Origin of the sequence: Streptomyces sp. NPDC102360, assembly GCF_044766085.1 — a bacterium.
In the GTDB taxonomy this organism is placed as follows: Bacteria; Actinomycetota; Actinomycetes; order Streptomycetales; family Streptomycetaceae; genus Streptomyces.
On the sequence record NZ_JBIWLG010000016.1, the window covers coordinates 1 to 11,783 of the forward strand.

An 11,783-nucleotide genomic window follows, 5' to 3' on the forward strand; every position below is an offset into this window, starting at 1 on the left:
CGCTTCCAGCACGTACTGACCGCAGCAGCCCTCAACTTCATCCGCACCGACGCCTGGCTCACTGACACCCCACTCGCCACCACGAGGACCTCACGGTTCACCCGAATCCGACCCACGTAGCACCCGGGGAATTCACCAACGGTGTCCGACTAGGGACGCCATCGTGACGCGCTGCGCGAGTGCGTGCGCGATGTGTGTTGCCGAAGATCTCGATGTGCCGTTGCACCCCGGCGCGGCCCATCAGCAGGGGGTTGAGGGGCGACGGGTCGGCCTTGCGCTTGCGCAGGTGGCTGAAGACCGCGCCCTGGTAGGCGTGGGTGTTGATGAAGGCGCCCGCGCCTTCCTGACCAGCCAGGCCCTTGACGAAGTCGGCCGAGACCGCGTACTGGGCGGCGACGTCGAGGTTGTCGTTGCCGCTCCACACCAGCAGTTTGTGCATCCGTCCCCGGACGGGGCGGACGTGCCGGCCACGTACGACGATCCGCACCTCGGGCGCCGGCCCGCCGTCACGACCCGCCCGTACGGCGCCGGGCGCATCACCTGCGTCGGCACGGTGCCCGACCCGGCCTTCGGCGAGGCACTTTTCCGCTGGGCCGGGATGCCGGGAAATCCGGGCCGCCCGCACCCGAGCGTCACGGCGGCCTCGGTCACCGCCCGGGACGGCCGCCGCGTCCGCTTCCTGCACAACTGGTCCAGGGAGCCGTCCTCCGTTTCCCTTCACACCGCCGCGCAGGACGCCCTCGCGCACATCCCGTACGAGGCCGGCGCATCGGTGGAGCTCGGCCCATGGGACGTGAAGGTGTTCGTGGTGCGCGAATGACCCGGCTGGAGGCTGTCGCCCCAGGTCGGTCAGGGGAACGGGCTTCGGGAACGCGGAGGTGGCCCCGTATCCTCGTCCCATGGTGACGAGTGTCGATCTGGCCCGGCAGCTGGGTCTTTCGCAGACGACGGTGTCGCGGGCGCTGCGTGGTCATCCCTCCGTGACGGAGAAGACCCGTCGACGCGTGATCGACGCGGCCCAGGCGCTGGGGTACAGGCCCGATGCCGCGGCCCGGATGCTGGTGACGCGTCGGGCGAAGGCGCTCGGCGTGGTCGTGGCCGACCTCAGGAGTCCCCTGTACCCACCGGCGATCGCGACGATCCAGGAGCGGTCGGCGGCGCGCGGCTATCGGATGGCCCTCATCCGCGACCCCGAGGAAGCGCATGACGCGGAAGCCGTGGAGGTCCTGAACGAGGCGATCGTCGACGGGCTGATCTTCATGTCCGCGACGGACGACTCCCCGGGGGTGGCTCGGGTGGCGGCACGTCACATGCCGATGGTGCTGCTCAGCCGCGACTTCTCGGACCTGCGCGCGGACACCGTCATGAGCGAGGACCGGGCGGGCGGTGCGCTGGTCGCACATCATCTGGCCGAGCTGGGACACCAAAGGATCGCGATGCTGTCGGTGCCGCGCACGGTGAGCAATGGCCGCGAACGCGAGGACGGCATGCGGGACGCGCTGCGGGAGCGTGGCCTGGATCTGCCCGAGGAGTACGTGCGGCGAGGGGCCATCGATCACGAGAGCGGGCTGGAGATGACCCGCTCATTGTTGGCGGCGGAGCCCCGGCCGACCGCGATCTTCTGCTCGACGGACTCCTTCGCGTTCGCGGCGCTGGATGCGGCGTCGCAGTTGGGGGTCCGGGTGCCCGAGGAGTTGTCCGTCGTCGGGTTCGACGACTCGGAACCCGCCCGGTGGTCGATGATCAACCTCACCACGGTGCACCAGCCGTTCGCGGAGATGGCGGCGAAGGCGGTGGACGTGCTCATCGACCGGCTCGAGGGCCGGGCGGACGGCGAGTTCTCCCAGACGCTCTTCCCGGTGCGGCTGGTCGAGCGGGGCACGACCGCCGCTCCGGCGTGAACGTACAGCGGATCAGGCGGTGTTGCGCCCTCCACTCAGGTCGAGGGTCTGTCCTGTGGTGTAGCTGGCCTCGGGCGAGAGCAGCCAGGCCGCGAGCGCGGCGAACTCCTCCGGGGTGCCGACGCGGCCCATCGGCACCCTGGCGAGCAGCGCGGCATTGCGTTCCTCGCTGAGGTCATCGAGCATGCGGGTCCGCATCATCGAGGGGGCGACGGCATTGACGGTGATGCCGTCGCGGGCGTACTCCTTGGCCGCGGTCTTCACCAGGGAGATGACAGCGGCCTTCGACGCGGAGTAGGCGGCCTGGTGGGGGTTGCCCTCGCGACCGGCTATGGAGGACAGGATGGTGACACGTCCGTAGCCGCGTGCGCGCATCGCCGGCAGGGCGGCGCCGAGGCCGTGCAGGCAGCCGTCGAGGTTGATGGCGAGGGTTCGCTGCCAGCCGTCCCGTGGTGTCTCGTCGATCGGTGTCTCGGGGCCCTGCACACCGTGGGCCAGGAGCGCGCCGTCGAGCCGCCCGTGGGTGCGCATGATGTCGGCGACGACCCGGGACCAGGCCTCCGGGTCGGTGACATCAAGGGACAGGCAGGCCTCGGGAGAGGAGCCGTCCCCGTCGCCCGCCACGTCCGTGCAGATCACGGTGGCGCCTTCGCGGGCGAGCCGCCGACAGGTGGGTGCGGCGAGTCCGCCCGCCGCGCCGGTGACCAGGACGACCTGGTCACGGTAGCGGCCGGGCCAGTAGTCGGTAGTGGGGGCCATGGTGTCGACGAGCTCGGTCATCAGCGGACTCCTGCAGTGTCGGTGGAGGTGAGCAGTGTGGTGGTGGCCCGGTGGAGGGCTGTCAGATACGCGGCGGTGCCCTCGCGCGCGGTCCGGTCGACGTGGGGCACCTCGACGCTGACCGGCACGCCCGGCAGGGCGCCCAGGATCCCGGCCAGCGGAAAGGCGCCCGATCCGGGTGCCAGGCGGTGCGCCCGGGATTCGATCTGCCGCGAGGAACCGTCGACGCTCTGCCCGAGCGGGAGCCGCGTCGGGGTGGGCAGGTCGGGGACCGTGGCCGGACCGTCGCAGAGCTGGATCACCTCGACGGCCCCGGCGGGCAGTGCCGCGAGGTCGGCGACCGTGCCGCCCGCGCGCACGAAGTGCAGGACATCGAGCATGATCCCAGCCCCGGTCTCCTCGGCCAGCCGCGCAGCCTTCGCGACGGTGTCGACGCACTGGTAGGAGATCGGTTCGAGGCAGGGGCGGATCCCGAAGCCGGCCGCGTCGGCCACCAACTCGGCCAGCGAGTACCGCAGTTGGGACGGGTCGGGGTCTGCCCCGATGACGTTCAGGACGCGGGCGCCGAGTTCCGCCCCGGCCTCCAGCGCGGGTATCCAGTCCGCGGGCCCGCGCACACCGTCGAGGGTGAAGGCCTCGACGTCCAGGACCGAGACACCGGTGCCGCGACAGCGGCGGACCGTCTCGGCCGCCATCGGCGTTCCGGCCGCGACCGGATAGCGGGCCTCCGTCGGGGTGGCGGGGAAGACCCGCACACCCACCGAGGCGAAGCCGGCCTCGCTCGCCGCGCTGACCAGGGCGGGCGGATCCAGCTGCAGGGCCGACAAGTGAGCGAGCCCGAACGTGATGTCCACGTATTTGAACCACCAATCGAGTGCGGGTATTGACGCGGCGCAGAAGACGTTCCTACGCTGCCCACACCAGAATGACTACGTAGTCATCAAGGTGTCAATGGCTTCCTGCCCAGCAGGACGCGACTCCCACGGCCCGTGCAGTGATCGATGGCCGCCCAGGTTTGGAGCAACGATGCCCCACAACAACTCTCACTCAGGGCCCATGGAGACCACAGTTGTCTCCATGGACAATCCGCCCGCCCCTGGCGGCGCCTCGCCGCGACGCCGGGCGGCGGCCAGCATGGCCGGTGCCGTGATCGACTGGTACGACTTCTTCCTCTACGGCATCGCCGCGGCGACGATCTTCGGGCCGCAGTACTTCCCCTCGCACGACGCGTTCGTCGGGCTCCTCGCCTCGATGGGCTCGTTCGCCGTCGGATTCGTCTTCAGACCGCTGGGCGGCGCCATCTTCGGTCACTTCGGTGACCGCATCGGGCGCAGGCAGATGCTGTTCCTCACCGTGCTCATCATGGGTCTGGCCAGCGCCGCGATCGGCGCACTGCCCACCTACGCGGCGATGGGCATCGCGGCCCCCATCTGCCTGGTGCTGCTGCGTGCGATCCAGGGTGTGGCGGTCGGCGGCGAGTGGGGCGGCGCCGCGCTGATGGCCGTGGAAAGCGCCCCACCGGGGAAGAAGAACTTCCTCGCCAGCGGCGTCCAGGTCGGCTCCTTCATCGGCCTGCTGCTCGGCACCGCCGTCTTCTCCCTGATGCAGGCGCTCACCACGCAGGCCCAGTTCGAGTCCTGGGGCTGGCGCATCCCCTTCCTGATCAGCCTCGTCTTCGCCGTCGTCGGCCTCCTCATCCGCACGGGCGTCGCGGAGTCGACCGAGTTCGCCGAGGCCAAGGAGAAGCGGGAGCGGGCCAAGGCGCCGCTCTGGGTGGCACTGAAGACCTCGCCCCTGCGGATTCTCGCGGTGATCGGCATGCGCCTCGTCGACCAGGGCTGCTTCTACATCGCCTTCACCTTCTCGCTCGTCTACGTGGAGAACTACACCGACCACCCGACGAGTACGGTGCTGACCGCGTCCATGATCGCGCTGGTTCTCGCCTCACTCCTCACCCCCGTCTACGGCAAGCTCGCCGACCGGGTGGGCGTCCGCTGGTTCTATGTCGCCGGCCCCCTGTGCGCCGCCGCGGCCGCGGTCCCGTTCTTCCTGTCCCTGCGCTCGGGCTCCCTGGTGCTGATGACGCTGGGCTTCTTCGCCCTGATCAACCTCGGGCACAACATCTCCACCGCGGTGCAACAGACCTGGTTCACCGGCATGTTCGACATCTCCGTGCGCTACAGCGGCGCCGGGTTCGGCTACGCGCTGGCGGGCGCGGTCGGCGGCTTCATCCCGCTGGTCGCCACCGCCCTCGCCGGCCATGACGGCGACTGGCTCGGCGTGGCCCTGCTCCTGGCAGGACTCGCCCTCGCCGCCCTGGTCACCGGCCTGTTCGCCTACCGGTGGACGTCCGCCGGCGCCGCGGGCCGACGGCACGAGCCCGTATGACCCACCCGAGAAGGTGACGTCGGCTCGACCAGCGGCACTTCAGCACGCGAGCAAGCAATACGCCGGCACAACACACCGGCGAGAAGAGAGAGACCCCATGAGTACCCAAGCCTCCACCGCGACCCGTCAGGAACCCTCCCCAGCACGGGAGTTGGCCTGCGACCTGCTGGTCATCGGGTCGGGCGCCGGCGGCCTGTCCGCCGCGGTCACCGCCGCCTGGCACGGCCTGAAGGTGGTCGTGGTCGAGAAGGACCCGGTGTGTGGCGGCGCCACCGCCTGGTCCGGCGGCTGGATGTGGACACCGCGCCACCCTCTCGCCCGGGCCGAGGGCTTCGTCGAGGACATCGACCAGCCGCGCACCTACCTCAGGAACGTCCTGGGCAAGGAATTCGACGAGTCACGGGTGACCGCCTTCCTCGAGGCCGCTCCCCACATGGTCGGCTTCTTCCACGACCGCACCAGCCTGCGCTTCGTCAACGGCGCGAAGATCGCCGACATCCAGGCGTGGCAGCCCGGAGCGAGCACCGGCGGCCGCCAGGTGGGGCCCGAGCCGATCAACGCCCGCCGCCTGAGCAGGTCCCTGCGCCGCAAACTGCGCCCGCAGATGTACGAGACCTCTTTCCTCGGCATGGGCATCATGGCCGGCACCGATCTGCAGCACTTCCTGCACGCCACCACCTCGGTCAAGGGTTTCCTCCACGCCGCCCGGCGCGTGGCCCTCCACACGCTGGACCTGGTCACGCACCGGCGCGGCATGCACCTGGTCAACGGGCCGGCCCTCGTCGCCAGGCTGGCCAAGTCCGCCGAGGACCTGGGCGTGAAGCTCTACGTGAACGCCCCCGCCACACGCCTGCTCACCGAACGCGGCGAGGTCAACGGAGCCATGGTCTCCACCCCGCAGGGCGACGTCACCATCCGCGCCCGCCGTGGCACGGTCCTGGCCACCGGCGGCTTCCCGCACGACGACAAGCGGCGCCGCGCCCTCTTCCCCAAGGGCACCGGCGTGCACCACCAGACCCTCGCCCCCGCCTCCACCACCGGCGACGGCATCCGCCTCGCCGAGGAGGTCGGCGGCGTCCTCGACACCACCGGCGCCTCCCCCGCCGCCTGGTGCCCGGTGTCCCCCATCCGTCTCCCCAACAGCCGTACCGGCAGGTTCCCCCACATCGTCGACCGCGGAAAGCCCGGCCTTCTCGCGGTGATGCGCGACGGCCGACGCTTCGTCAACGAGGCGAACGGCTACTACGACTACGTCACCGCCATGATCGACGCCACCCCGCAGGGCGAAGAAGTGGTCTCCTGGCTCATCTGCGACCACCGGTTCCAGCGCCGCTACCCCTTCGGCATGGCCAAGTCGTTCCCGGTCCCACAGTGGCCCTACCTGCGCAACGGATACATGACGCGCGGACACACCCTGGAGGAGCTCGCGCAGACTTGCGGCATCGACCCGGTCCAACTCCGGTCCACCGTCGACGAGTTCAACCAGCACGCCCGCCAGGGAGAGGACCCCGAGTTCCAGCGGGGCACCACCCCCTTCAACCGCGGCTCCGGTGACTACGCGCACGGCCCCAACCCGTCCCTGGCTCCCCTGGACAAGGGCCCCTTCTACGCGATCAAGGTGCTGCCCGGCAGCTTCGGAACCTTCGCCGGCCTGAACACCGACGAGAGCGCGCGGGTGCTGGACGCGAACGGCGAGGCGATCCCCGGCCTGTACGCGGCGGGCTGCGACCAGGCCAACGTGATGGGCGGTCACTACCCGTCCGGCGGCATCAACATCGGCCCCGCCATGACCTTCGGCTACGTCGCGGCCCGGCACGCCGCGGACGCGACCGCGTACGAGACGGAGTCGAGCCCGCGCTGAGCGCCTCCGGTCACCGGCGACGAAGACGGCCGCCGACGCGGGGCCCGCGAGGAGGGCCGGCCACCGCACTCACCCCACCGCGGGCGTGCCATCGTCGTCGAACACGATCACCTGTCGGAGTTGGGATCCGCCGGCGAGGAGGTCCATCGCCTCGTTGATGTCATCCAGCCGGATGCGGGAGGAGATGAGCCGGTCCACGGGAAGCCGGCCCTCGCGCCACAGCTGTGCGTAGATCGGGATGTCCCGTTGGGGCACGGCGGAGCCGAGGTAACTGCCCACGACAGTCCGGGCTTCCGCGGTGAGCGTGAGGGGCGAGACGGTGGCGCGCGCCTCGGGCCCGGGCAGGCCGACCGTCACCGTGGCGCCTCCGGGCGCGGTGATGGCCAGGGCGGTCTCGAATGCGCGCGGATGTCCGGCGGCCTCCACGACGACGTCCGCCCGGAGTCCCTGCTCGTGGGCCTGTTCCGGGGTGAGTGCCTGCGCGACGCCGAGTGGCCTGACCAGGTCCAGTTTGGACTCGACGGCGTCGACCCCCACGACTTCGGCACCGAGCGACAGGGCGGTGAGCACCGCTGCCATGCCGACCCCGCCGAGGCCGACGACCGCCACGGTCTGGCCCGGTGCGGGGCGCACCGCGTTGAGTACGGCTCCACCGCCGGTCAGGACCGCGCAGCCGAGCAGGGCGGCGACGTCCGGCGGCACGTCGTCGTCGACCGGGGTGACGGACCTGCGGTCCACGGTGGCGTGCGTGGCGAAGCCGGAGACGCCCAGGTGGTGGTAGACCGGTTCGCCGCCCCGCGACAGTCGGGTGCCGCCGCCGAGCAGCGTCCCCGCGTTGTTCGTCGCGGTACCCGCGACGCACGGCATCTTGCCGTTGGTTCGGCACCCCGCACATGCTCCGCAGCGGGGCAGGAACGCCATGACGACCCGCTGTCCGACGCGGAGGTCGGCGACGTTCTCGCCGATCTCGACGATGCGCCCGGCGGCTTCGTGGCCGAGCAGCATCGGAGTCGGCCGGCGCCTGTTGCCGTCCACCACGGACAGATCCGAATGGCACACACCGGCGGCCTCGATGCGGATCAGCACCTCATCGGGGCCGGGACCGGACAGCTGGAGGTCGCACACGGTGATCGGCCGGCTGGTGGCGAAGGGGCGTTCGTTGTCGCACGACTCCAACACGGCCCCTCGGATTTGGCGGGTCTGGCGGGCCTGGTGGGCCTGGTGGGTCGGGGTGGGGTTCATCGTCGCGCTCGTCGCCGTGTTCGTCGTCGTGTTCATCGGGCCGCTCCTACCGGTGCCGTGTCCTGCCTGGCTGAGTGATCCTGTTCGTCGATGGCTCGAAGCGAGGCCCCGGAAGTTTCCTTGTACGCCGCGAAGACCGTGGTGGTCGACACCGCGAGGACGACGAGGATGTAGATCGTGATGGGCACGGTCGAGCCGAAGTGGGACAGCAGCAGGGCAGCGATGATCGGGGCGAGGGAGCCCGCGAAGATCGACGTCACCTGGTAGCAGAACGACACTCCCGTGTACCGGACCCGGGTCGGGAACATCTCGCTGAGCATCGCCCCCAGGGGGGCGTAGAGCATCGCGTGCACCCCGAGGCCGACGACGATCGCCGCGAGGATCACCCAGAAGTTCGCTGTCTCCAGAGCGAAGAAGTAGCCGACGGCCCAGACGAGCCCCGTCACCCCGCCCAGGAGGTAGGTGGGGCGCCGGCCGATGCGATCGGACACGTACCCGGCGAGGATCATGAAGCCGGTCTGGAAGGTGTTTCCGATGAGCATGAGCAGGAGCACGGTCTGGCTGGACATGCCCTTCGACACGGTGAGGTACGTGATCGTGAACGTGGCGATGAGGTAGTAGAGCGTGTTGTCACCGAAGCGCGCGGCCATTCCCGCGAGGACCTGTCGGGGATGGCGGCTCAGCAGTTCCCTGAGTCCGGCCTGTTCCTCCTCTCGCTCTTTCTGCCGCTCGAGGGCTTCGACGAAGAGCGGGGCGTCCTCGATGTTCTTGCGTACGTAGTAGCCGACGATGATGATCACGGCCGACAGCCAGAACGCGATGCGCCAGCCCCAGGTGAGGAACATGTCCTGCGACATGACGGCGTTGAGGCTCAGCAGGACGATCGTGGCGATCAGGTTCCCGAGTGGCACGGCCGCCTGGGGGAACGCGGCCCAGGTGCCGCGGCGGTCGTCGGGGCTGTGTTCGCTGACGAGCAGCACGGCACCGCCCCACTCGCCGCCGACGGCGAATCCCTGGACGAACCGCAGGGTCACCAGAGCGACCGGCGCCAGGTAGCCCCAGGTGTCGAAGCCCGGCAGACAGCCCATCAGAAAGGTCGACGCCCCGACGAGCAGGAGCGAGATCTGCAGGAGCTGCTTGCGCCCGTACCGGTCGCCGAAGTGTCCGAAGACGAGGCCGCCCAGTGGGCGGGCGACAAAGCCGATGGCGTACGTCGCGAAGGCGGCGATCACCCCGTCGAGCGGGTTGTCGGACCCGGGGAAGAACAGCTCGCCGAAGACGAGGCTCGCGGCCGTTCCGTAGATGAAGAACTCGTACCACTCGGCGACAGTGCCGGCCATCGAACCAGCGATGATCTTTCTGAAACCCGCCGGGGGAACACCCCGCGTACCGGCGTCCATGGTGGCCATTCGGCGCCCCTTCTGTGACTGCACGGCGCTGTCACCAGCGACAACGCCTGCGCACAGCTTCGCCGGGCGGCTTCCGTGGAGCTATGGAGAGAACTCCATGATCTCGGCGGATTACTGTGGACTTCTCCATTACCGGCGGGGAGTCCTCGGACGATCAAGGAGGCTGTGCCCATGTCCGATGTGTCCGACGATGGCTCCGCCTCGGCCGCGCGGTCCTGCGCGGCCGCCTCCCCGACCGGCCCCACGGCGCCCACGGTGCCCACCCACGCTGTCGAATCCGTCCTGACCGCGCTGGCCTCCGAGGCCGACGCGGCAGCCCTCGACGCGCTGCTCGCGGGCGAGGATCTCCGACACCTGTCACCCGCGGCCCGGCAGGCGATCCGGACGATCGGTCACACGCTCGCCGAGGCCCGCACACGACAGGCTCTGCTCAATGCCATCTACGAGACGGCCCTCGAGATCACCGCCAAGCGCGACCGCGAAGCGGCGATCCGCACGATCGTGCGCAGCGCGCGCACGATCGTCGGCTCGGACATGGCGTACCTGAGCCTCAACGACTACGCCACGGAAGAGACGTACATCCACACCACAGACGGTGTCGTCACCTCTGCCTACCGCTCCCTGCGCATGCCGTTCGGCACGGGCATCCTCGGCGCCGTCGCCGACTCGGACGTACCCGCTGCCACCCGCGACTATCTGACCGACGAGACTATGCACCACATCGCGTCCGTCGACGACGCGGTCCGCGCCGAGGGAGTAAGGGCGATCCTCGGAGCGCCCCTGCACGTCGAGGGCCGGGTGATCGGAGCGCTCCTGGTCGCGGACCGCTACCCCCGTGGTTACGACCACGCCGAGGCATCGACGCTCAACTCCCTTGCCTCGCTGGCCGCCGTGGCCCTGGAGACCGCACAACTGGTGGAGAGCCTCCATCACTCGCTCGACCAGGCACGGCATGCCGAAGCCGAGAGCCGGCGTCACGTCACGGACCTTCAGCGTCTTGAGCGGGCCGACGCCGCACTGGTCTCCGCACTGTCCTCGATGGAGGGACTGAGCCGCATCGAGGCGGAGCTCGCGACGATTCTCGGCACCGACGTGCAGATGGTGACGGCCGACATGCTGAGTGCCGCACGGACCACGGCCGGGCATGACGCCCGACGGCTGAGCGAGCTGGCACAGGAGTCCCGCCGCACCGGTGAGCCGGCGACGAGCGACCTGCGCCCGGACAGCCCCTGCTCGGCCGACCAGGAAGCGAACTCCCCGGCGCAGGCACGGATGACGACCGTGATGGCCGCGGTCGTGGGCGACAAGGTGCTGGGCGCGATCTGCGCCTCCGGTCCCCTCAACGCGCTCGACGACCTCATCCTGCAACGGGCCGCCACCACCCTCGTCGCCCAGCTGCTGTTCGATCAGGCGATCGCGGAGGCGGGCACGCGCGAGCAGTCCGAGCTCCTCGATCTCGTTCTGGCCGAGGGCGCGACCGGTCCTTCCTTGCCCGTGCTGCAGCGAAAGCTCGCTGAGTACGGCATCCACGTCGAGGCGTCACTGGCAGTCCTGGTGGTCGATTCGCAGGAACCGGAGACGGCTCACGCGGTCGTCTCCCGCGTCGTTCAGGAGACGGCGGGCAGCGTCGGGCTCGTCGCGTCGCACCGTGGGCACGTATGCGCACTGCTGTCCTGCGAGGCTCCGGCGCGCATCGGCACCGAGATCTCCACCGAGCTGCGGCGCAGGAGAGTAGCGGCCACGGTCGGTTGCGCGGGCCCCGGGCACGGCATCGCCTCGGTCCGCGACACGCACGAGAGGGCGCACCGGATCGCGCGGGCGCTTCGGCTGCTCGGGCGGGAGGGCGAGGCGGCGACGGAGTCGATGCTGGGCAGTGTCGGGCTCGTACTCGGGGCACAGGACACGGCGCTGCACCGCACCATCGTCGAGGACGCCATCGGTCCGGCCCTCGCCCACGACACCGAGCACGGCACTTCCCTGGCGCCCACGGCCCTGGCGTACCTGGATGCCAACCGCAGCGTCACCACCACCGCGTCGCGTCTCCACCTGCACCAGAACACCGTGCGCCAGCGCCTGGACAAGCTCGACCGTCTTCTGGGCGCCGACTGGCGGGACGGCACGCGCGTACTCGACGTCCACCTCGCGCTGCGCCTCTGGCAGCTCTCGCACCTCTGAGGCGCACCTCTGAGGGGCCTGTAACCC

The 11,783-nt window shown here is 70.2% G+C and carries 10 protein-coding genes; 5 read left to right on the forward strand and 5 right to left on the reverse strand.

Annotated features, from left to right (window positions below):
- Positions 1-97 precede the first annotated feature (97 nt).
- Positions 98-439, reverse strand: coding sequence for a hypothetical protein (locus ACIRHA_RS38500; RefSeq protein ID WP_403855674.1), 342 nt, complete (start codon positions 437-439; stop codon positions 98-100).
- Between the two features lie 21 nt (positions 440-460).
- Here ACIRHA_RS38500 and ACIRHA_RS38505 point away from each other — a divergent pair, with 21 nt between their 5' ends.
- Positions 461-820 carry a Beta-galactosidase C-terminal domain gene (locus tag ACIRHA_RS38505; protein ID WP_403855676.1) on the forward strand — a complete coding sequence of 120 codons (360 nt, stop codon included), beginning with the start codon at positions 461-463 and terminating at the stop codon, positions 818-820.
- Between the two features lie 79 nt (positions 821-899).
- Positions 900-1,901 carry a LacI family DNA-binding transcriptional regulator gene (locus ACIRHA_RS38510; protein WP_403855678.1) on the forward strand — a complete coding sequence of 334 codons (1,002 nt, stop codon included), beginning with the start codon at positions 900-902 and terminating at the stop codon, positions 1,899-1,901.
- A gap of 12 nt (positions 1,902-1,913) precedes the next feature.
- Here the strand turns inward: ACIRHA_RS38510 and ACIRHA_RS38515 are convergent, their stop codons facing one another.
- Positions 1,914-2,681, reverse strand: a complete 768-nt coding sequence (locus ACIRHA_RS38515) for an SDR family NAD(P)-dependent oxidoreductase (RefSeq protein WP_403855680.1) — start codon at positions 2,679-2,681, stop codon at positions 1,914-1,916.
- Positions 2,681-3,535 carry a sugar phosphate isomerase/epimerase family protein gene (locus ACIRHA_RS38520; protein ID WP_403855682.1) on the reverse strand — a complete coding sequence of 285 codons (855 nt, stop codon included), beginning with the start codon at positions 3,533-3,535 and terminating at the stop codon, positions 2,681-2,683. Before ACIRHA_RS38520 ends, ACIRHA_RS38515 begins: the two co-directional genes overlap by 1 nt.
- A 202-nt stretch (positions 3,536-3,737) precedes the next feature.
- On the opposite strand from ACIRHA_RS38520, the gene ACIRHA_RS38525 reads away from it, so the two are divergent.
- Together ACIRHA_RS38525 and ACIRHA_RS38530 are read left to right on the forward strand one after the other, a co-directional pair.
- Positions 3,738-5,069, forward strand: a complete 1,332-nt coding sequence (locus ACIRHA_RS38525; RefSeq protein WP_403855684.1) for an MFS transporter — start codon at positions 3,738-3,740, stop codon at positions 5,067-5,069.
- A 97-nt stretch (positions 5,070-5,166) separates the two neighbouring features.
- Positions 5,167-6,930 (forward strand): FAD-dependent oxidoreductase, encoded by a 1,764-nt coding sequence (locus tag ACIRHA_RS38530; protein ID WP_403855686.1) that lies wholly within the window; start codon positions 5,167-5,169, stop codon positions 6,928-6,930.
- 69 nt (positions 6,931-6,999) lie between these two features.
- On the opposite strand, the gene ACIRHA_RS38535 is transcribed toward ACIRHA_RS38530, so the two are convergent.
- On the reverse strand, positions 7,000-8,208 hold the full coding sequence (locus ACIRHA_RS38535; RefSeq protein WP_403855688.1) for an alcohol dehydrogenase catalytic domain-containing protein: 1,209 nt from the start codon (positions 8,206-8,208) through the stop codon (positions 7,000-7,002).
- Positions 8,205-9,512 carry an MFS transporter gene (locus ACIRHA_RS38540; protein ID WP_403855690.1) on the reverse strand — a complete coding sequence of 436 codons (1,308 nt, stop codon included), beginning with the start codon at positions 9,510-9,512 and terminating at the stop codon, positions 8,205-8,207. Before ACIRHA_RS38540 ends, ACIRHA_RS38535 begins: the two co-directional genes overlap by 4 nt.
- 240 nt (positions 9,513-9,752) lie before the next feature.
- On the opposite strand from ACIRHA_RS38540, the gene ACIRHA_RS38545 reads away from it, so the two are divergent.
- Positions 9,753-11,756 (forward strand): helix-turn-helix domain-containing protein, encoded by a 2,004-nt coding sequence (locus tag ACIRHA_RS38545; RefSeq protein WP_403855692.1) that lies wholly within the window; start codon positions 9,753-9,755, stop codon positions 11,754-11,756.
- Positions 11,757-11,783: the final 27 nt, after the last annotated feature.